This window comes from Paenibacillus sp. BT-177 (assembly GCF_025846815.2).
Classification (GTDB): domain Bacteria; phylum Bacillota; class Bacilli; order Paenibacillales; family Paenibacillaceae; genus Paenibacillus; species Paenibacillus polymyxa_C.
This window is the reverse complement of record NZ_JAOYTP010000009.1, coordinates 135,830-155,865: the sequence shown is the minus strand read 5'-3', so window position 1 is coordinate 155,865 and position 20,036 is coordinate 135,830. Positions and strand designations below refer to the sequence as shown.

19 protein-coding genes are annotated in these 20,036 nt (G+C 45.9%); 13 read left to right on the top strand and 6 right to left on the bottom strand.

Annotated elements, in window-relative coordinates:
- Positions 1-17 precede the first annotated feature (17 nt).
- Entirely contained in the window at positions 18-1,112 is a 1,095-nt protein-coding gene (locus OIU26_RS21590; RefSeq protein WP_264217964.1) for a spore germination protein, read from the top strand.
- Positions 1,109-2,314 carry a Ger(x)C family spore germination protein gene (locus tag OIU26_RS21585; protein ID WP_264217963.1) on the top strand — a complete coding sequence of 402 codons (1,206 nt, stop codon included), beginning with the start codon at positions 1,109-1,111 and terminating at the stop codon, positions 2,312-2,314. The genes OIU26_RS21590 and OIU26_RS21585 overlap by 4 nt, the downstream gene beginning before the upstream one ends.
- Before the next feature lie 74 nt (positions 2,315-2,388).
- Here OIU26_RS21585 and OIU26_RS21580 read toward each other — a convergent pair whose 3' ends face one another.
- On the bottom strand, positions 2,389-2,937 hold the full coding sequence (locus tag OIU26_RS21580) for a PadR family transcriptional regulator (RefSeq protein ID WP_013369310.1): 549 nt from the start codon (positions 2,935-2,937) through the stop codon (positions 2,389-2,391).
- A gap of 160 nt (positions 2,938-3,097) precedes the next feature.
- Here OIU26_RS21580 and OIU26_RS21575 point away from each other — a divergent pair, with 160 nt between their 5' ends.
- The gene (locus OIU26_RS21575) at positions 3,098-3,589 is read left to right on the top strand and encodes a phenolic acid decarboxylase (protein ID WP_014279672.1); all 492 of its coding nucleotides are present in this window, start codon (positions 3,098-3,100) and stop codon (positions 3,587-3,589) included.
- Between the two features lie 302 nt (positions 3,590-3,891).
- On the opposite strand, the gene OIU26_RS21570 is transcribed toward OIU26_RS21575, so the two are convergent.
- The gene (locus OIU26_RS21570; RefSeq protein ID WP_013369312.1) at positions 3,892-4,287 is read right to left on the bottom strand and encodes a winged helix-turn-helix transcriptional regulator; all 396 of its coding nucleotides are present in this window, start codon (positions 4,285-4,287) and stop codon (positions 3,892-3,894) included.
- Positions 4,288-4,451: 164 nt separating this feature from the next.
- Positions 4,452-5,795, bottom strand: a complete 1,344-nt coding sequence (locus OIU26_RS21565; protein WP_264217962.1) for a glycoside hydrolase family 30 protein — start codon at positions 5,793-5,795, stop codon at positions 4,452-4,454.
- Positions 5,796-6,008: 213 nt separating this feature from the next.
- On the opposite strand from OIU26_RS21565, the gene OIU26_RS21560 reads away from it, so the two are divergent.
- From OIU26_RS21560 to OIU26_RS21530, 7 genes are all read left to right on the top strand, one after another.
- Positions 6,009-6,689, top strand: a complete 681-nt coding sequence (locus OIU26_RS21560) for a response regulator transcription factor (protein ID WP_040102177.1) — start codon at positions 6,009-6,011, stop codon at positions 6,687-6,689.
- Positions 6,686-8,455, top strand: a complete 1,770-nt coding sequence (locus OIU26_RS21555; protein WP_090737000.1) for a sensor histidine kinase — start codon at positions 6,686-6,688, stop codon at positions 8,453-8,455. Before OIU26_RS21560 ends, OIU26_RS21555 begins: the two co-directional genes overlap by 4 nt.
- A gap of 23 nt (positions 8,456-8,478) precedes the next feature.
- The gene (gene pssA / locus OIU26_RS21550) at positions 8,479-8,988 is read left to right on the top strand and encodes a CDP-diacylglycerol--serine O-phosphatidyltransferase (protein WP_264217961.1); all 510 of its coding nucleotides are present in this window, start codon (positions 8,479-8,481) and stop codon (positions 8,986-8,988) included.
- A gap of 22 nt (positions 8,989-9,010) precedes the next feature.
- A complete protein-coding gene (locus OIU26_RS21545; protein WP_013369317.1) occupies positions 9,011-9,505 on the top strand; it encodes a DedA family protein in 495 nt (164 codons plus the stop codon).
- A gap of 88 nt (positions 9,506-9,593) precedes the next feature.
- Positions 9,594-10,010, top strand: a complete 417-nt coding sequence (psiE, locus tag OIU26_RS21540) for a phosphate-starvation-inducible protein PsiE (protein WP_013369318.1) — start codon at positions 9,594-9,596, stop codon at positions 10,008-10,010.
- A gap of 55 nt (positions 10,011-10,065) precedes the next feature.
- Positions 10,066-11,073 (top strand): AI-2E family transporter, encoded by a 1,008-nt coding sequence (locus OIU26_RS21535; RefSeq protein WP_013369319.1) that lies wholly within the window; start codon positions 10,066-10,068, stop codon positions 11,071-11,073.
- 144 nt (positions 11,074-11,217) lie between these two features.
- Positions 11,218-11,778, top strand: coding sequence for an NADPH-dependent FMN reductase (locus tag OIU26_RS21530; RefSeq protein ID WP_264217960.1), 561 nt, complete (start codon positions 11,218-11,220; stop codon positions 11,776-11,778).
- A gap of 66 nt (positions 11,779-11,844) precedes the next feature.
- Here the strand turns inward: OIU26_RS21530 and OIU26_RS21525 are convergent, their stop codons facing one another.
- Entirely contained in the window at positions 11,845-12,762 is a 918-nt protein-coding gene (locus OIU26_RS21525; protein WP_264217982.1) for a ketopantoate reductase family protein, read from the bottom strand.
- 406 nt (positions 12,763-13,168) lie between these two features.
- Between OIU26_RS21525 and OIU26_RS21520 the strand changes: the two genes are divergently transcribed.
- The 3 genes from OIU26_RS21520 (at position 13,169) to OIU26_RS21510 (ending at position 15,283) form a co-directional block, all read left to right on the top strand.
- Complete coding sequence (locus OIU26_RS21520; RefSeq protein ID WP_264217959.1) at positions 13,169-13,540, top strand: MmcQ/YjbR family DNA-binding protein; 372 nt, start codon at positions 13,169-13,171, stop codon at positions 13,538-13,540.
- 118 nt (positions 13,541-13,658) lie between these two features.
- Positions 13,659-14,285 carry a nitroreductase family protein gene (locus tag OIU26_RS21515; protein ID WP_025677994.1) on the top strand — a complete coding sequence of 209 codons (627 nt, stop codon included), beginning with the start codon at positions 13,659-13,661 and terminating at the stop codon, positions 14,283-14,285.
- A 38-nt stretch (positions 14,286-14,323) separates the two neighbouring features.
- On the top strand, positions 14,324-15,283 hold the full coding sequence (locus tag OIU26_RS21510; protein WP_264217958.1) for a ring-cleaving dioxygenase: 960 nt from the start codon (positions 14,324-14,326) through the stop codon (positions 15,281-15,283).
- A gap of 115 nt (positions 15,284-15,398) precedes the next feature.
- On the opposite strand, the gene OIU26_RS21505 is transcribed toward OIU26_RS21510, so the two are convergent.
- Entirely contained in the window at positions 15,399-18,758 is a 3,360-nt protein-coding gene (locus tag OIU26_RS21505) for an SNF2 helicase associated domain-containing protein (RefSeq protein WP_264217957.1), read from the bottom strand.
- A gap of 169 nt (positions 18,759-18,927) precedes the next feature.
- Positions 18,928-19,878: a macrolide 2'-phosphotransferase gene (locus OIU26_RS21500; protein ID WP_264217956.1), complete on the bottom strand. Its 951-nt coding sequence runs from the start codon at positions 19,876-19,878 to the stop codon at positions 18,928-18,930.
- Positions 19,879-20,036 lie beyond the last annotated feature (158 nt).

The following is a 20,036-nucleotide window of genomic DNA, read 5'->3' as shown; positions in this document are numbered from 1 at the left end:
ACACAGGAGGGAGCAAGATGGCCCGTGGGAAAAAAGCGGATAAGATTACAACGTTACAGACAACGGCAATTGTGGTTTGCTTTATGCTGGCTGCCGGGTTGCTTACCCTTCCAAGAGTAGCAACTGAAGCTGCAAAAACACCGGATGCGTGGATATCTGTCATTTTAGCAGGGGTGGCCTCTTTTCTCTTCGGATGGGTTATAGTCAAACTAAGCTCGCGGTTTCCAGAAAGCACCTTTTACCAGTATGTTCAGCAAATAACAGGCAAATTCATTGGCAAAGGGATTGGCATGCTGATTGTTATTTATTTTGTTTGTATAGCCGCATTTGAAATCCGATCTGTGGAGGAAGTAACGTCGTTCTTTCTGCTTGAAGGCACTCCGGCGTGGGCGATTTCAGCACCTTTTATGTGGCTCTCTCTGTACCTATGCATGGGGGGAGTGGGTTCATTAGGAAAGATATGTCAACTGATATTTCCGGTTTCGGCGGCTATCTTTTTGCTGATCTGCTTGCTGAGTTTAAATATTTTTGAATTGAATAACTTGCGTCCTGTCTTGTCGGAGGGGGTAATGCCAGTGCTTAGAACGCTCAAGACTACAATCCTGACATTAACGGGGACAGAGTCCTTACTGATTATTCTTTGTCGGATGGAAAAACCTGAGAAAGCAACGAAGGCAATCGGACTGGCGATTGGGATCGCGGTCGTTTTTTATACAGCTACGTTGATCCTGTGCATTGGCGCTTTTTCGTTGGAAGGAGTCTTGAGCAGAACCTGGCCATTTCTAGATTTGGCCCGCAGCTTTGAGGTGGAGTATCTGTTATTGGAACGATTCGAATCCTTATTGTTGACCATTTGGATCATGCAGATTTTTGCCACATTCAGTATTGCTTTTTATTGTGCTTCGCTCGGAGTATCTCAAATTTTGAATAGCTCTTATTCCAAGATGTTGTTCATTTTGCTTCCGTTTATCTACTTCTTATCCCAAATTCCGAAAAACTTGAATGAGCTATTTTCTTTTGGAACGGTTATCGGAAATGTAGCGTTCGCTTTATTCGCGCTACTTCCACTGCCACTGTTGCTTATTTCGTACTGGAGGGGGGCACGCTCATGAATCGTGTTCGTGTCCAGTCAGGATTACTCGGATTGATGGCTCTTCTGATGTGCTGTACACTTTCAGGTTGCTGGAGCAGTTCACCAGTGGAGGATCTAAATCTGGAGACAGGTATTGCTTTGGATATAGCGGAAGAATCCTCGCAAGAAAAACAAATTAATCAGGAAGGGGGAAATTATCCAAAAAAGGAGTTAATTACAGGAACCTTTCAATTTGTCATTCCAGAGGAAAGCGGCGGCTCCAACAGCTCCTCTCCACAAGCCAAAAAATTTTTTAATATTACGGAAACAGGAGATTCTGTTTTTGAAATGATAAGAGAAATTTCTTTGCGGACCAATCGTCCTCCCATTGGGCAACATTTGAAAACCGTTATTATCAGCTCCAGTCTGCTTCGCAAGATTCCGTTGTATGAGCTGCTGGACTTTTTCTTGGGGGATAATGACATTCGGCCCAGCGTACAGCTACTGATTAGTACAGAAAAGGCGGGTCATGCGCTTCAAGAGAAAATTCCTGGTCAGATTCCTGCCTATATTTTAAAGGATATTTTCCAAAACCGGAAACGGAACGCACGGTTGATAAAACCCATGGCTTTGGTTAAAGTGATTGGCCCCATGAAGGGCGAAAGAAGCTTTATATTACCTAATGTCATTACGGCGGAGAATGAAATCAAGCTCGCAGGCGCGGGAATCATTAAGGGAAAGACGCAAACATACGGTGGTTATCTGAATGAGTCAGAGGTTGAGGGTCTTATGTGGATCAAAGGCGATCTGAAGGGAGGCGTGCTGAAAAGCAGCGATCCGAAGACCGGTAAAAACATAGCATATGAGATCAAAGCGGTGAAAAGCAAGATCAAGGCCATCGTTCAGGGGGATGACATTTTCTTTCAGGTCAAAATGACCTCCGAAGGACGTGTTTCAGAGGTGCATAAAAAGAATGAAAATTTGCGCAACAACAATGTGCTTGGACAAGAAGAGAGTCTTTTTCAGGAGAAAGTGAATTCATTGGCTGAACAAACGGTAGCTAAAATGCAAAAGTTGAAGGTGGATGTTGGAGGTTTCGGAGAAGCCTTGAGGATTCAACATCCTAAAGTTTGGCGTAAGGTCAAAAAGGATTGGGATACCACCTTTAGCACCATTCCCGTAAGGTTTAGCACAGATATTCATATTGAAGATTATGGCTCTTCGATTACGACGGCAGACTGAGGAATTTCGTTTGCACCTGTTATGGACAAACCTTCAATACCACGAATCTAGGTGGCATTGAAGGTTTTTTAAGTCTATTTAAATAGGGATAGTGTTTCTTTCAGCCATGTAATATAGCTTTCTTCCCGATTAATGGCACGGCTCAGCACTAAATAATGGCCGAATTGACTAGATCCGGGCACTTGAAGGTTCTCGTCCAGCCGTTGAAGAGACTTTTTACTTTCGTACAGATATTCCAGCTTTTCTTCACGTTTGGCAATCTGGTCCTCGAACAAGCGCTTGCTTTCTTCCTTGGGGATGGCTGCTGAGAAATACAGCATAAGCATAAACTCATCCTTTTCTGTTTCCGGTAACTCTTTGGGGCTTAGCAGCCATTCAGTTAGCTCCTGGGTCCCTTTGGGGGTTATACAGTACAGCTTCTTTTCCAGCTTGGCTCCTGTAATGGACGTGCGATATTCAATGAGTCCCTCTTCGGTCAGCCTTTTAAGCTCGGGGTAAATCTGACTGTGCTTGGCGCTCCAAAATTGTCCGATTTCCTGCTTGAATTGGCTCGTAATATCATAGCCGCTCATTTCCTCTTTGTGAACCAGACCCAAAATGGCATATTTTAATGTGCGTTTCAACGTTGTTCTCCTCGCAATGGGTATTTGACAATAGTATATCACAGCGCTACAATTTATATGTATCATAAAACATGTTTATATTTACATGTTTTAATGATTGTTTATTATTTTGGTGTCTTGTTTAATTCATAAACTCATAATAAGGAAAGAAGGATGCAAGATGGACAAGTTTATCGGCAGTCACATGATTTACACCTATGAGAATGGCTGGGAGTACGAAATATATATTAAAAATGAAGATACGATTGATTATCGCATTCATAGTGGGATGGTAGGCGGACGCTGGGTACGTGATCAGAAGGTCAATCTGGTGAAGCTGGTAGAGAATGTGTATAAAGTATCGTGGACCGAACCGACAGGCACAGACGTTTCCCTGAACTTTATGCCTGAGGAAAAACGGATGCATGGCATTATTTTCTTCCCAAAATGGGTTCATGAGCATCCGGAAATCACGGTGCGCTACCAAAACGATTTTATTCCGCTGATGGAAGAATCGCGTGAAAAGTATGAAACCTATCCGAAGTATGTGGTTCCTGAATTTGCGGATATTACGTTCATCGAAAATGCAGGTGTAAATAACGAAAAATTAATCTCCCAAGCGCCTTACGCTGGAATGACAGACGACATTCGCGCAGGGAAGCTGCAAGCATAATCGAACATGGTTAATGGAAGTTGTACAGCCTGAGCCTGTGGTAAGCAGTCTCAGGCTTTTTTACGTAAACTGGAGAGTGGATTGCTTATGCAGTGGTGGAGGATGGTCACAGCTTATATTCCGCCAGGCCCTGAGCGCCGTTACACGACATAGTAAGCAAGCCGCAGCAATGATGTTGATACTGTTCTGGATCAGGAAATTGACGATGGTCTTTATATTACAAAAAACAACCCCAGGTCACCCCAGGGTCGTCTTTACGAGAAATATATATCTGTATTTTGCAAAATGCTTGTTTAGCTGAATCACACGGGTGTTACATCCTGAATCACTTCTTCTTTTTCTTCTTTCCAGATCACGTTCTCGCGATAGTTAGATCCCCAATCGTACATCGCTCGAAGTACCGGAATCAGGCTTTCACCATGCTCGGTCAGTGAATATTCCACATGTGGAGGGACGACAGGATAGACTGTACGCAGAATGAGTTTATCTTCTTCCAGCTCGCGTAATTGATTGGTCAGCATTTTTTGCGTGATGTGGGGGATCAGCTTCTTCAATTCACCGAACCGCTTGGTGCCTTCCATACCAAGATGCCACAAAATAATCAGCTTCCATTTGCCACCGATGACCGCGAGAGTCAATTCTTTATCACAATTAATCAGTTTCAAATCAATCCGGTCTTTTACAGTTGTGATGTTCATCGACCTCCTGTCCGTAGTTATTCCAAGTATACTATGTATAACTACAGTACGCAAAAGGAGATACATCCATTTTGGAAACTATGCATACGATGGGATACGAATCGACTGAAATCACAATCTGATGATGTGCGCCAGACTTGGAAGCTTCCAGAAATCTACAACGGTTAAGCAGGAATAACGATGGTGTTAAAGGACTCCGGCTCCAGCTCCAAACGGTGTGTTGTTTCTCCGACAGACAGATCCAGCACGCGAGATTCCTTAAACGGGTTGGCGATGACCAGAACCTTTTGTCCGTTTGTATTTTGAAAAGCAACTGCATTTCCAGCCCATGAACCCCGAATTCCAATGCGTCTGGCCCCTGGTAAAACAAAATGAGAAAAGTGCTTCATAACGTAATATTCTGGGTTCAGAATAGGTTTTCGATCCACTGGATCCACGGTGATCATCGAATTTTGCTCCCAGCCCCATGTGCTCTTGCCTTTCGGTTCCAAAACCATATTCCAGTAAATATAAGCATTCACACCATTGGTGAAATAGTGCTGATACAGGTTATATACATATTTGGCGTAGTCCCATGAGTTTTCTCCGTTTCCGCATTCATTTTCGGTTTGCATGTAACGAAGCTCAGGATAGCTGGCTACGGTGCGCTGAATGGCATTTTTGCCTGCCCACTGATAGCCTACACCTTTAATATATTTATAGGCCTCGGGGTCACTCAACACGGTGTGGGCATACTCATCAAATCCGGTCGACGTCTTTTTCATTAATTCCTCCCACGGATCAGGGGCGTTAATGGTACCCAGCCAAATCTCTGTATCCAGTTCATGTTCTTCAAAAGCGGGACCCAAATAGTCGCGGATAAATTCACGCAGCTGTTCTCCGGTCCATACACAGGAAGGGAACTTCTGATCGGCAATGACTTCATTTTGAACATGAACCTGGTGAATCGTAATGCCTGCCTTGCGGTATGCCTGAACAAATTTGACAAAGTACAATGCATACGCTTTCAAAATATCCTTTTCCCAGCGCAGTGTGCCGTAATTGTAAGCTTTGGGTGATTTCATCCATGTCGGCGGACTCCAGGGTGAGGCGAACAGCTTCAAGTCTGGATTGAGTTGTAACGCTTCCCGAATAAAAGGTATGAGATATTGCTGATCGCGCTCAATGGAAAAGTGCTTCATCTCCATGTCGCCGTCCGTTTCATTGTGGCTGTACCATTCCAGCGCGTAATCACTCGCTCCAATAGGAAGTCGGCAGATTGTGAATTTGTGCTCGCCCTCCGGGTGAAAGAGAGCATGAAGCACCTGCTCTCGTTCTTCGCTGTCCAAATGATTCAGAGCTACATAACTCAATTCATTAAAACAGCCGCCAAAGCCCTCGACGAGCTGATATGCTTCTCCCGTAAGGGTTAGGTTGGCACTCTCTTGGGTTTCGGTCAAATGATGAGCTTGGGATTGCCAAGCATTAGCTTTGGAAGTGGAAAACCACTGAATGGTTTGATTGCTCATATGTTACCCTCCTGTTCAGGCTTTTTGTATCTCTACATATTATAGGGTAGGATTTTAGGGGAAGAGATGGTCTGAGCGAAGACAAATTTGCCCTAATCCATGGTGAAATTTGCGGATGGGAAGTTTCTGTAGATAAAAAGTAGTGAGAACACATAAAGTACACATCTCTTTGATATGCTGTTGTCCTAGAATGACCGAAAGAGGGAAGTCGATTTGAATAAAAGAGTTCTTCTCGTGGAGGATGAAATACGTATTCGTGAAGTGATTGCGGATTATTTTAAACAAAATAATTGGGAAGTCTATGAAGCAGGCAATGGAAAAGATGCACTCCTCTGGTTCGATTCGGTGCAACCGGAACTAATTATACTCGATATTATGATGCCTGAGCTGGATGGTTGGGAAGTATGCCGTCAGGTACGCAGCCGTTCAGGGGTACCGATTATTTTGCTGACGGCCAAATCCGGTGATGATGATAAAATATTGGGCTTTGAGCTAGGGGCAGATGATTACGTGACCAAGCCTTTCAGTCCCAAGGTGCTGATTGCCCGCGCGAACGCGCTGATGAAACGGGTGGAGGGGCATGTGCAGCCGGAGTCGCATATTTTGCGTTTTGGCAGTGCTATGCTCAACACGATGGCTCATCGGCTTGAGGTGGATCAGGCGGAAGTTGAATTGACGCCCAAGGAGTATGAGTTGCTGCGGCTGCTTATACATAATAAAGGCATCGTTGTTTCACGGGATGCGATACTGAACCGGGTGTGGGGTATCGATTTTGAAGGGGATACACGAGTTGTCGATACGCATATCAAAAAGCTGAGAAGTAAGCTGGGCCGTGAATCACGCCATATTCGCACGGTTTTTGGCACAGGCTACAGGTTCGAGGAGGAAGAATGAACAAACGGGGAGTTACCTTTAAGTTGTTCATTATGACAGTTGTGTTTTTCCTGTGTTTTTACGGTATGGTGATTTTAAGTCAGTTGCTGTTTTTTGAAAATTTTTACCAGAAACAGAAGATTGGGCGTGTGGAAAGCCGTTTGCAAAGCTTCGGTCAAAGTTATGTCCAGGAGGCTTGGGGATCGGGCAGGGTTTCGCGTGAGGCGGCCCGCTTCATGCTTCAGAATAAAAACCAGTTGGCGATTGTAACGTTGGACGGCAAAGTAAAGCTGGATGATGCGTTTCATATCAGTCTCAGAAAAGCAGATGGTAAAGTCGTTAAAATATCGCTGTCTCTATTTATGAGTGAGCACGGAGATGAGCTGAGAGCTGCCCGGATTCAGCCTGGTGATCAGGTCACTGTGGAAGGTGAGATGTTGGGATCTGACGGAATCTCTTCTGCCAATTTAATTTATCCAACAGGCATACAGAAGCTCGGTTTCAAAAATATAGGTTTAAACTCGGAAGAGACAAGCACAAATGACAGTGTAAGGCTGTCCGGTACGGTGACAGAGATTGTACTGCCGGATCTGAAAACCTGGAGCCAGCGTCAAGGCCTGCTGTTTAGTGCGCTGGAGGAATGGTTTCCTTTATCCCAGGATCATCTGGAGAGGCTTAAAAATTTTGAAGTGTTGGAAGAAGATTGGACAGAACCTTGGACAGGGGTACGAAATGCAGTTATCGTCCATCCTGTTCGTCAGAGCACAGGCGAGATCGATCTCTTGTTCACTGTGACATCGTTGCAGGAAATCAGTGAGACGAATGAGGCTCTACGCTGGTTTTATCTGTACCTGGGGATCGGCGGTTTTGCACTCATTCTGATTTTGTCCCTGTTCTATTCCCGAATGGTAACCCGTCCGCTCATTACTTTGAATAATACCGCCAAGCGGATGGCCAAGCTCGATTTTACAGCCCATACGCCAATCCGGCAAAACGATGAGCTGGGTAGCCTGTCCTACAGCATGTATACTCTGTCCCAGAACCTGGACACAGCTTTGCGCGAGCTTCAGGAGGCCAATCAGCAATTGGTCGAGGACATGGAACAGAAGCAGAGGATGGAGGCTGTGCAACAAGACTTTTTTGCCAATGCTTCTCATGAGCTGAAAACCCCGTTAAGTATCATCAAAGGATTCGCAGAAGGACTACAAGATGGGGTTAGCGCCGGGAAGCAGGATCATTATATGAAGGTCATTGTAGAGGAAGCGGACAAAATGGAGCGATTGGTCAAGGATATGCTGGACCTTGCCAAATTGGAGTCTGGAACCCTCAAGCTTCGCAAGGCGACCTTTATCCTGAGTGAGCTGGTGGAGGAGGTTGTGGATAAGCTATTCCATCTGTTGAAGGAGAAGAAGCTGGAAGTGGTTATTATTCCTGCCAATGAGCTGCCGATTCATGCCGATATAGGATGGATGGAACAGGTGATTATCAACTTTGTTGTCAACGCCATACGGCATGCCGAGGAAGGAAGCTCCATCACGATTCGTATCGAAGGCTCTGGGGAAGTCAATACGTTTTCCATTGAAAATAAGGGTGAGACCATCCCAGACGATCAGTTGGAGCTGATATGGAATCGTTTTTACCGGGCCGAGCTCTCCCGTAGCCGTCAGACAGGTGGGACAGGACTCGGGCTATCGATCGTTAAACGAATTCTGGATTTACACGAATTCCGCTATAAGGCGGAGAATACCAAGGACGGCGTCCGTTTTGTCGTTATATTCGGAGGCTAAGCTACGGCAAAGGAGTTAAGAGTATGAAATGGAATTGGTTGCCCTCACTATGCACGATTGCAAACCTGGGGGCAGGGGTCTTATCCCTGTATTTCACGATTCATGAGCAATACATGACCGCTTTTATTCTTGTGGTGGTGGCTGCTTTATGGGATGTATTAGACGGTTTGCTGGCAAGGCTGCTGCATTGCTCCAGTGATTTTGGCAAACAGCTTGATTCGCTGGCGGATGTGGTCTCATTTGGGGTTGCCCCTGCTTTCTTGATCTTGTTATACAAGCTGGGAGATACTCATTGGATAGGACCGCTTGTAGCTGTGTTGTTTGTGATATGCGGTGCGGTGAGGTTGGCAAGATTCAACCTGATGGCTTTTAGCAAAGGCTTTGTTGGCATGCCCATTACGGCCGCAGGTGTGACTTTGTCCTTTATGTTTTTATGGAGTGAGCATTTGAAGCCGGGGTTGTTGCTGGCTCTCATGGTAGTGCTGTCATTCCTAATGGTTAGCCGTATTCCCTTCCCGTCCTTCAAAAAATAATCGGTCAGGAGGTGGCGTCCCTATGGAATGGGCCATCAGCATGATTACACAATACGGATATATCGCTATTTTTGCACTTCTTGCCCTTGGAATTATAGGGCTACCCGTTCCTGATGAAATTATTATGGTGTTTGTCGGCTATCTATCTTCTATCATGGTACTGAATTATTCCCTATCTATATTAGTCAGTTTCATTGGGGCGATGACAGGGATGATGATCAGTTACACGTTAGGCAAAAAGCTGGGTCAGCCATTGGTAGATAAGCACGGCAAGTGGGTGGGACTGACACCGAAGCGGTTTGCACGGGTAAAAGGATGGTTTGCACGCTTTGGGTTGTGGACCATTTTGTTCGGTTATTTTATTCCAGGAGTCAGACATGCAACAAGCTATTTGTCGGGGATTAGCGCGATGCCTGTCCGAAAATATATGCTGGTGGCCAGCGCCGGTTCTCTGGTATGGACACTGATCTTTATCTCTATTGGTTACATTGCGGGGGCGAATATAAATTTTCATTAAGGTGACCGCAAAAGTAATGTAGCATTTTTTATGTATTGCACCGATAATATAAATAAAAGAACCTGTACAACCAGTGAGGGGATCTGTATTGAATGCATTAATGAAGTATATTGAAAAGTTACCTGGTTTTCTGCAAATAATCTTGAACATCTCGCTGTTTCTAGTCGGGCTGATTTTAAGCTTCTTACTTCTAAAAGAAACATGGTCCATATTTTCATATGTGTTCTTGTATACAGAAGCCGACAAAAATTACTATGAATTCACGGAAGAACTGCTTGTATTCTTCTTGTATTTTGAATTCATTGCATTAATAGTTAAGTACTTTAAAACCAATTTTCATTTTCCATTACGTTATTTCATCTATATTGGGATTACAGCCGTCATCAGGCTCATTATTGTGGACCATGATGATGCTCAAAATACATTCTGGTGGTCCATTGCTATCCTAGTCATGGTGGGTTCTCTATTGATTGCTAACAGTAAATTATTAAAGAGAGAAAGTTAATGCCGAGGAAGATTGCAAGGGTGACAGTCAAGTAGGAGAGAGGGAATAAAGACGAATGGTAAGAAACTGGATGAATCATGCAGGCGTCAGGCGGGCAGCTGTCCTTGCGATAATCGTTTTACTGCTCTTTATGTTAAGAAGCATGATGAATATTATTTTGTTAACACTGTTGCTTACGATCTTGATTGGCAGTATATATAACGGTGTGAATAAGCTGATCAAGCGGTTCGCCAATGTGCCGCCTATGATCGTGCTGCTACTAGTATACGGGTTGCTGATTCTGATTATCGTGTGGGGAGTTTACCGAATGGTGCCGCTAATCAGTGTACAGGTCAAGCAGGTGTATCTCATGATTCAGCAAGCCTACATGTATCCTGATCGTAACCAATGGAACGAAACGATTATTGAATTTATGGACACGCTTAATGTTCAGCGGTTATTTGAGCCTGGCTGGAATGCGGTAATGAAAATCAGCCAACTGGGAACACAACTGCTGGTATCGATTATTTTGAGCTTGTTCTTCCTGATGGAAAAATCCTATATTACACGCTTTACAGCTACGTTTGTGGATAGTAAGCTGGGTTGGTTCTTCAAGGAAGTGGGCCATTTTGGACGCATGTTTCTGGGTACATTCGGGAAGGTGCTGGAAGCTCAACTATTGATTTCACTCATCAACTGTATATTGACGACGACAGCTCTTTGGATTATGGGTTTTCCCAATCTGCTCGGCCTCGCGCTCATTATATTCTTATTGGGATTGGTGCCAGTGGCGGGTGTATTTATTTCCCTGATCCCGCTCGGTCTGATTGCTTTTAGCGTCGGAGGAATCAATTATGTGATTTACTTGGTTATTCTGATCGTAGTTATTCATGCGATTGAAGCCTATTTCCTGAACCCGAAGCTGATGTCATCCAAAACCAATTTACCGATCTTCTTCACCTTTGTTGTATTGATCTTCTCTGAGCATCTAATTGGGGTGTGGGGCTTGATTGTAGGTATTCCGTTGTTTGTTTTCTTCCTTGACCTGATTGGGGTACAACGCAAGCAAGAGAAGGATACCTAATATAGCACTACACGATGTGAATACAATAGTGACCATGGATTCTTCATCACAAATGCCTGCGAAGCCGCAGGCATTTTTTTGATTTTCCTGGCGTTGACTGTAGTACACTGAGTATCAAGATTAGATCAAGTGAAAAGAAATGAGATGATAAGGATGGAACAAAAGATTAAGGTATTGGCTATATCGGGGAGCCTTCGTCAAAAATCTTCCAACACCGCGCTTATGAAGGCTACTATTGGATTGGCTTCTGAAAATATATCATTCATAGTTTATAATGGATTGGGGGATCTGCCCCATTTTAATCCTGACTTGGATGTAGAGGAGGGGCCAGCTTCCGTAAGAGAGCTACGGGAGCAATTGAAACAAGCCGATGGAGTGCTGATCTGTACGCCGGAATATGGCAATGGTGTGCCGGGTGCTTTGAAAAATGCCTTGGACTGGCTCGTATCTTCAGGTGAATTTGTAAACAAGCCTACAGCGGTCATTAGCGCTTCACCGTCCCCTATGGGCGGCAATCTGGCTCATGCTTCGCTACTGCTCACATTGCAAATGATCAATGCAGAGATTGTGGAAAATGGAAAGGTCATTATTCCGCATATCACATTGAAGCTGAATCAAGAAGGCATCATTACAAATGCTGAAACTAGACAGGAGCTGGAAGCATTACTTCAAGGGCTTGGGCAAGCTTGCCGAGGAAAGGTATAGGGAAATTCAAAGCAGATCCTTCATTATAGAAGGATCTGCTTTTTCGGATGGCCACCTACTTCGTATTCAATTCAATAAGCTTTCATAGACCTTTAAGCGGGCATACACCGTTTCAAGTATCGGATATGAAATATTACTGCTAGAAGCCAATGCCAGAAGTGCACCATGCAGATGGCTTGCTTCAACCGGTAGATTTTTCTGCATATCACGTTGCATGGAAGACATCATCTCAGGCTTTAAGGAATCCATCGTTTTTAGCGTATGTGCTTCCATTTCTGAATGAATAGGCATATCTGCATTGCGTGCGATTGTGACGATCTCATGCAGTAGCTTTTTATAGATTGCACGCGATTCGGGCGTGGCGAGTATAGGTCCGACGGAGGTACCCATCAGGGTTGTGATTCCGCTCATGCTGGCAATAAATATATACTTCTGCCAAATTTCACGCTGAATGTCATGACTGTGTGTGACTGTGAAGCCTGCATGATCAAGATGGCTACATAGTAGTTGCGCCCGCTCTGAGTTTCCTCCATCCCATTCACCAAAAACAATGCGGTGGAACGGGCTTGTCTGAACGATAGAGCCTTTGTGATTTAACGTCGTTTCAATATAACAAAGCCCACCCAGCACTTTTTCAGCCCCGAAATATTCGCGTAAAGATCCAAAATGTTCATAACCGTTAAGTAACGGAAGAATCATTGTATTTTTGCCGATATAAGGCGTTAGATCGGGTTGCAATGGAGGCAGGTGGTACGCTTTGACCGCGAGAATAATACAGTCAAATGGCTCAGTAGCTTCACCATAGGTGATAGCCTGGATCGGTGTCTGAAAATCTCCGTGCACACTTTGAATCGTAAGACCGTTTTCTGCCAAATGAAGCTTCTTGGAAGGGCGGACGAGAAAGGTTACATCTTCTCCCTTTTGAACCAGGCGTCCCCCGAAATAGCCTCCAATAGCACCTGCACCCACAACTAGAAACCGCATCATAGGGTCCCTGCCTTTCCTAACTTAGTTTTTGAAAAACAAAAAACCTTTCAGCACGTTGTTGCTGAAAAGGTCCGAAAGGCAAAAAAAAGAGTCAATTTGCGACCGTTCTTTTGTCTCGGTCCTTTCGGATCAGAGCAAAATCCAACGAGTTCACCTCCATAGGCTCACACTTATACTTATTAAAATGCATCTTACCAGAGTACCGTTCGAATATATCGATACAGCCTCTCAGGGAAGTATACCAGAATATAGGGTTCCTGTCCCATATAAATCCAATCCGAACAGCGTGTGTGTGATGGTATCCATAAAGCACGAACCTAGTGTATATGGAGCGTATAGAGGTGATATAATAGGGCGCAATAGGTTTATAGACCGATAACTTGGAGCAGAGGAGAGAAGGCTGATGTTTGAGCAAATTGTAGCGTATGGTCTGAGTCAAAAAGAGGCTGTTAAGGATTATCCATTTGGTGCTGATCCCCTGGTACTAAAGGTAGGGGGCAAGATGTTTGCTCTCCTGACTGAAAAAGATGGCATTAGCCACGTATCCTTGAAATGTGATCCGGTCATTGCAGAAAACCTGCGTGAGCAGAACAAGGCCATTAAACCAGGCTATCATTTGAACAAAAAGCATTGGAATACGATAGAGGTTGATAACAGCTTCCCGTTGGAGGATTTGTACAGCATGATCGACCATTCGTATGAGCTGGTCTTCAAGGGCTTAACCAAAGCGCAACGCGAATCGATTACGATGAGGATACGGTCAACGGATCTGTAAAGGGTGGTAAGCCCGTACATAACACTTTTACAGTTTTACTTGACAGAAAACAACTAAAGATATATTCTTAATTTAAAGATAATTTATTTGAAAATAATACCAAGGAGTGGACCTGAATATGAGCGAACTGGTGAATGTTATTCAAGAGAGAAGATCGGCTTCTAAATTTATTCCTGATGTTACTATAGATGCAAAAGAACTGGAAGAGATATTTCAGCTGGTGAAGTTCGCTCCATCGGCTTTTAATTTACAGCATGCGCGTTATATCGTAGTGCAGGATGCAGAAATCAAACAAAGGCTGCATGATGAGGCAAGTAAGCAGTATAAAATATTAACTGCTTCGGCCACCATTATAGTGCTAGGTGATACAGAGGCTTATACCAAGGTAGCTGACCTCAACGAAGGGTTCCTGAATTTGGGTGTTCTGAGCAAGCAGGAATATGATAGCACAGTAGAATCGGTAACTCAGTTCTATCGCGAGCGGGGACCTGTCTTCCAGAGAGAAGAAGCAATTCGTAATGCCAGCCTGTCGGCTATGCAATTTATGTTGATTGCCAAGGACAAAGGCTGGGATACTTGTCCGATGATCGGTTTTGACCCGGCGAAGGTGCAGGAAGTACTGAATATCCCAGAGCAATTTGTACCCGTGATGATGATCACCTTGGGAAAAGAGGACGAATCAGGTCAGCGGGCAAGAGGATATCGCAAGCCAGTTGGACAGTTTGTTAGCTACAATGGATTTTGAAATTTGTAAATCATCATGTTCATTAAGGAGTGACTGAGATGTCTTTGAAAACCGCTGGAATTCACCATATTACGTCCTTTGCAGGCGATCCGCAGGGCAATGTTGACTTTTATGCAGGTGTGCTTGGTTTGAGATTGATCAAAAAGACAATTAACTTTGACGCTCCAGAAGTATATCACTTGTATTTTGGGAATGAAGAAGGCAGCCCGGGAACGATCATTACCTTTTTTCCGGCTCCGGGTACACGCAAGGGTAAAATTGGAGGCGGGCAAGTCGGGATTACGACGTATGTCGTGCCGCTGGGCTCGCTAGATTACTGGGAAAACCGTCTGCACAGCTTGAAGGTATCCTTCACGAAGGCTACTCGCTTTGGCGAGTCATTCATCCAGTTCCGAGACAATGAGGGCTTGCATCTGGAATTGGTGGAGCGCGAGGAAGGCCCGGTGAACACGTGGACAGCTGGAGGCGTACCTACAGATAAAGCGATCAAGGGCTTTGGAGGAGCAGTGCTCTACAGTGCGGATTCCAAGCACACCCAAGGCGTGCTGGAGAATGTTCTGGGCATGACTCCCATCGGTGAAGACGCAGATGCGGGCTATATCCGTTATCAGACGACTGGGGATTTGGGCAACCTGATCGACATTCCAGTCAAGGATGTACCGTGGGGGAACGGCGGCGCCGGTACGGTTCACCATATTGCGTGGCGCGCGCAGGACGATACCGAACATCAGGCGTGGAACGAATGGGTTCGTCAGCATGGTTTTGGGACGAGTGGCATTGTAGATCGCCAATACTTCAATGCCGTATACTTCCGCGAGCAAGGCGGTATATTATTCGAGATCGCAACCGATCCGCCCGGATTTACGGTGGATGAGGAATTGAATGAGTTGGGGCACAAGCTGATGCTGCCTGAATGGTATGAGTCTCAGCGCGCCCAGATTGAATCTAATCTGGTTCCCATTGAGCCTAGAGTGCTCAAACAGGATGAATCGGTTTGAGCAGGACAATCACATATGGAACATTAAAAGGTCCAATGCGGGAAGATTTCCACCCTCATTGGACCTTTTGGGTTCTGAAGTGTCAGTATCGTAAAAATAAGCGTGGAAGAGCTGGTTAGATCATGAGCAGCTCACGAATTTCCAGCTCGGTCAGTGCTGAAAGGCTTTCTTGCCCCGGTTGAATGACCTGGTCGATCAGGTTTTTCTTTTTTTGCTGTAGCTCATACATTTTGTCCTCTACCGTACCTTGGGCGACGAGCCGAATAACCTGCACAACTTTTTTCTGGCCCATTCGGTGTGCACGGTTGGTAGCCTGCTCCTCTACAGCGGGATTCCACCACAGGTCATATAGAATAACGGTATCTGCGCCGGTGAGGTTCAGACCCGTACCTCCTGCCTTGAGGGAAATCAGGAACAGCTCGCGTTCTCCTTCGTTAAAGCGACTGCACAGCTCGACTCGTTCGGGGGCAGGAGTCTGTCCATCCAGGTAAAAGTAGGGAACCCCTTCACGGGAAAGCTCACGTCCGACCATTTGAAGCATCGTAGTGAACTGTGAAAAAATGAGCATCCGCTTCCCGGAGCTGAGACATTCCGTAATAATCTCCAGCAGTTGTTCAAATTTGGCCGAGCTTCCCGTATATCCTTCTATGAATAAGCCCGGATGACAGCAGAGCTGACGAAGCCGGGTCAGACCTGCCAGAATTTTGATCCGGTTTTTCTGAAATCCTTCTTCGTTAAGATGCTTCAACGTTTCATGCTGGAGCTTGGCCAGATAAGCCGTGTACAGCTTTTTCTGATCTGGCAGGAGGCGTGATACCTGCACGGATTCGATTTTCTCCGGCAGTTCCTTAAGTACATCGCTCTTCAGACGGCGCAGCAGGAACGGACGAACCCGCTTGGCAATCACATTTCGAGGCAGGTTGTGAAACGCTCTTTTTCCGCCGGGAAATAGCTCAGGAAATACAACGTCGAAGATGGACCAAAGTTCTTCCAATGTATTCTCGATTGGCGTTCCTGTCAGGGCAAAGCGGTAACGGGCTTGTACATCCTTAACGGCCTGTGCCGTCTGGGTAGCATGATTCTTGAACGCTTGCGCCTCGTCCAGAATAAGCGTATGAAACGATGGCTTGCTGTACACATCCGCATCGCGTCGCAGCAGCGGATAGGAAGTAATAATAACGTCATAGCTGGCAGCATCCCGTATAATTCGACTCCGTTCCTCCGGGCTGCCATCAGCAATAGTGACACGGATATGCGGGGCGAATTTCTCCAGTTCATTCCGCCAATTGTACACCAGTGATGCAGGGGACACGATCATGGCTGGAAGCTGCTGACTGCGAATTTCCGGCAATACTGAAACGAGGAAGGCAATGCTTTGCAGCGTTTTGCCCAGCCCCATATCATCTGCCAAAATACCTCCAAAACGGTAATGTGCTAAGGTCTTAAGCCATTGAAAACCGTAGACCTGATAATCTCTCAAGATAGGGGCAAGCGTGACGGGTACTGGAAAGTCGAGATGGTCAGGATTGCGTATATTTTCTAGCAGCTGGCGAAAGGTTTTACCCAAGGTCAGGCTTTTTACATGATCGTGAGGATCAATTAAATACAGACCTTGCGTGACCGGGATTCGAATCTGCGCTGCATCCAGATCGCTTTTGCGGATACCTGTTTCGTTCATGAACCGAATTAATTCCTTGTACTCCTCTGTTTCCAGTGGCAGCAGGGCACCATTCGGCAGACGGTGATATTTCTGTTTTTCTTCCAACGATTGGAGCAGCTTGCGAATTTCCGATTCCGGTATACCCTCAATATCAAATTTAAATTCAAGCCAATCCGTACGTTCATCCCACTCCGCCCGTATTCTTGGGACAGGCAGGGTATTATTGATTTTCGATTTGACTGCACCCGTGGCATAGACGTCCAGCAACTTTTCCAGTTGTGGAACCGTATGGTACAAAAAGTCATACTCCGCATCTTCATCTTCCATAAAATATCCGCTGTCTGTTCTGGCGAAGGAGCTATGCTCCATCAGTTTCAAAATCCGTTGCTCCTGTTCACCATCACGTATCAGAATCCGGTCGTTACCTGGTGTTCGTGCATCTGTTTCCAATGGGTTGATGATGATGTCCCCATATTGGAATTCCAATCCTGCCAGCAGTTTGTCTCTTACCCGGTCCAGATACAGCTTGGCCTTCAACGGATGCTGGGCGACCCGCTCTGAGACAGAACGGGTCATATGGACACGTCCGAGCTTCATTAAGCCGGGCACGACTTTATCCATAAAAGCTTCCATCTGTTCTGGTGCGATCTGGACTGCTCGTCTGTGATGTACCTCGACCATCCGTTTGAGCTCGGACAAACGCCGTAAGGAATCATCCTTCTGCGTGACAAGCTTGCCATCGGCAATGACGACACCGTAGTCCTCCATGATGGTCAAGTCATCTAATCCTTGAATGCTTAACTGGTAGCCTTCGCTTGTGGATTCGGCCTCATCAAATTCAAATTGCAGCGGAAGCATCAGGTCGGACTGAGGAATACCTTCGCTCATGTTACCGTGAATTTCAAAATAGACGCCCTGTGCTGCTGTCAGCAAGGGGAACAGCCTATCCCAAGCGGCAGGCGGGATGAGAAGCATTCGCTCGCCACTCATATGACTGCCGGAGGCTGAATACGTGCCAGAGGTTTCCCGAATCATGCGCTCCTGATGGCATACCTGGGATAATTGCTGTAGGATCGCATCATGTTCAGCTCGGAAGCGGTACAGCTCAGGCTCGTAAGAGAAGCTCTTCGTGAACATGTAGCTATTCCCACGGTCGATACTGTCCAGAAACGGACGGATTTTCTGAACGATGTATAATCGTTTGGGTCCAGCCTTCATTTCCAATCCAAACATATATTTTTGGTAACCGTAGGCAAAAGGCCGGATGACAAATTGAAAATCCAAGATCGCGCGAGTATCCAGCAGCGCAGGTGTGCTGCGAAGCGGTCTCTTGCGGCCGAATAGTTTTAACATACTGTCGGTCAGCTGGAGATCCCCTTGTGTGATGCCTGAGGATCGTGCTGTTCTGGTAGTGTGTTCATTTGAGGCATCTGTAGACATCCCGTCTTCACCCATGCTTCCCGCTGGATCTGGGGCAATGCCGGGATGAAGTCTGGAGACATAGGAGCGTACGGACACACTTTTCCCACGTCGCATATCATAGGCATTTAGGAGAACAGCGGCAATATGTTTGCAATAACGTCCGGTGGTCTGAAATGAGCTACAGGTGCATTCCGCGCGGATACTGCCGTTGGGCCGGATCATCGCAGCAACAGCATAAAAGCCGCTTCCTTTGACTGTAGCTTCATACACACCTTCATTATGATCTATTTGTGTAAAGGCCACCTTTTTGGCCCGGTAATAGGCATCCCCGTCGTCGTAAGCAGATTGACTGCATAGTTGTCTGATCGCTCGCCGGGTAAGTTCAAAACTCATGGTTCGTAATCCTTTCCTGAGTTATTCCGTTTTCTACATGATAACAGAACAGACAGGGGGAAAGACACTTGAGTACGGGATGTAATTTTACGAACAAGGAGAGAGGACAGAAAAAAAGCAGGCCTTGGTCCGTCATTGAACCAAAGTCTGCCAGGTGGCTACAGCTATATTATATGTCGGGCAGTCCTTCTTCTTGCTTATGAACACCCAGCGCGTTACGTGCCATCTCCATATATTCATCTAGTCCGGATTTGAGGGCGAATTCGGCGATAAGCACAGGGTAAGCCGCGGTCAGTTCAATGATGTGTTCGCTCATACGCGGCCATACACGTCCGCCTGCTGTCTTGTAAAACTTCAATAAACGAGTAAGCTCTACTTCTCCGAACAAAGTATAGTAACTCGTAAAATCAATCGCTGGATCAGCTACTTCGGCCTCGGTCCAGTCCAGCATTCCAGTAACCTCTGTATTTGATGAGACTAGAATATGGCCTGGGTGCAGATCGCCGTGGACAAGTGCGGAATATGCCGGCCAGTAGCTATCATCTGCCAGCCAGGCCTGCCATCGTTGCCACAGCTCCCCGGATACACCAAAGACGCGCTGTGTTTCTTCCATTCGCTGACCCATTAAGTGCCGAACTTCGTCGTGTTGCTTTACGCGGACACCGAAATCGGTTGCCCGTCGGTGATCCGTCTGGTGCAACGCGGCTAAGGCTTTAGCGAGCGAAGCAACGAATCTATCTGTCAGAGCGTCAGGGTTGATGAACCATACATAGCTTTTTGTTTCGATATCAATAGTAGCGGCAGGAGTGCCCTCCAGCTGAGGATAGGCGATGAACTCTGGACTATATACTTGCCAATCCGGTACCGCTACAGGAAGCATATCACGAATCAACCGAAGCACTTTGTGCTCGTAAGCGGCTGATTGGATCACATCTATTCGTCGCGGTGTACGTAGAACCCAAGAGGTACCCTGAACGTCTTTGGCGAATAGAGCCCGGAAATCCAGCCCGGACTCGTTGAGCTCCAATCCTTCATATCGTATGTGAAGCCCGTTGCTTTGGGCAAGGGCCAATATATCGCTAACATCTTTTGAGTTAGTCAAGGGACGCTTTTCAGTCATATGAAACACACCTCATTGTTCAGATTTAGTCTTAAAAAAGGCAACTTAAACAAGCTTCAACCCTTCATGTGAAAAACGAGTTGAGCTTCATGCAGAAGTCTATCCTTTTATCTGAGACGCATGTAGTGAGTACACATGAATGAGCAAACCTCCTTTTA

Excerpts from the sequence above, each read along its gene's own strand:
- OIU26_RS21585 (WP_264217963.1), top strand. The coding sequence starts at position 1,109 with ATGAATCGTGTTCGTGTCCAGTCAGGATTACTCGGATTGATGGCTCTT.
- pssA (WP_264217961.1), top strand. The coding sequence starts at position 8,479 with ATGAAATGGAATTGGTTGCCCTCACTATGCACGATTGCAAACCTGGGG.
- OIU26_RS21505 (WP_264217957.1), bottom strand. The coding sequence starts at position 18,758 with ATGAGTTTTGAACTTACCCGGCGAGCGATCAGACAACTATGCAGTCAA.
- OIU26_RS21535 (WP_013369319.1), top strand. The coding sequence starts at position 10,066 with ATGGTAAGAAACTGGATGAATCATGCAGGCGTCAGGCGGGCAGCTGTC.
- OIU26_RS21530 (WP_264217960.1), top strand. The coding sequence starts at position 11,218 with ATGATAAGGATGGAACAAAAGATTAAGGTATTGGCTATATCGGGGAGC.
- OIU26_RS21575 (WP_014279672.1), top strand. The coding sequence starts at position 3,098 with ATGGACAAGTTTATCGGCAGTCACATGATTTACACCTATGAGAATGGC.
- OIU26_RS21525 (WP_264217982.1), bottom strand. The coding sequence starts at position 12,762 with ATGCGGTTTCTAGTTGTGGGTGCAGGTGCTATTGGAGGCTATTTCGGG.
- OIU26_RS21500 (WP_264217956.1), bottom strand. The coding sequence starts at position 19,878 with ATGACTGAAAAGCGTCCCTTGACTAACTCAAAAGATGTTAGCGATATA.
- OIU26_RS21545 (WP_013369317.1), top strand. The coding sequence starts at position 9,011 with ATGGAATGGGCCATCAGCATGATTACACAATACGGATATATCGCTATT.
- OIU26_RS21510 (WP_264217958.1), top strand. The coding sequence starts at position 14,324 with ATGTCTTTGAAAACCGCTGGAATTCACCATATTACGTCCTTTGCAGGC.
- OIU26_RS21590 (WP_264217964.1), top strand. The coding sequence starts at position 18 with ATGGCCCGTGGGAAAAAAGCGGATAAGATTACAACGTTACAGACAACG.
- OIU26_RS21520 (WP_264217959.1), top strand. The coding sequence starts at position 13,169 with ATGTTTGAGCAAATTGTAGCGTATGGTCTGAGTCAAAAAGAGGCTGTT.
- OIU26_RS21565 (WP_264217962.1), bottom strand. The coding sequence starts at position 5,795 with ATGAGCAATCAAACCATTCAGTGGTTTTCCACTTCCAAAGCTAATGCT.
- OIU26_RS21570 (WP_013369312.1), bottom strand. The coding sequence starts at position 4,287 with ATGAACATCACAACTGTAAAAGACCGGATTGATTTGAAACTGATTAAT.
- OIU26_RS21555 (WP_090737000.1), top strand. The coding sequence starts at position 6,686 with ATGAACAAACGGGGAGTTACCTTTAAGTTGTTCATTATGACAGTTGTG.
- OIU26_RS21515 (WP_025677994.1), top strand. The coding sequence starts at position 13,659 with ATGAGCGAACTGGTGAATGTTATTCAAGAGAGAAGATCGGCTTCTAAA.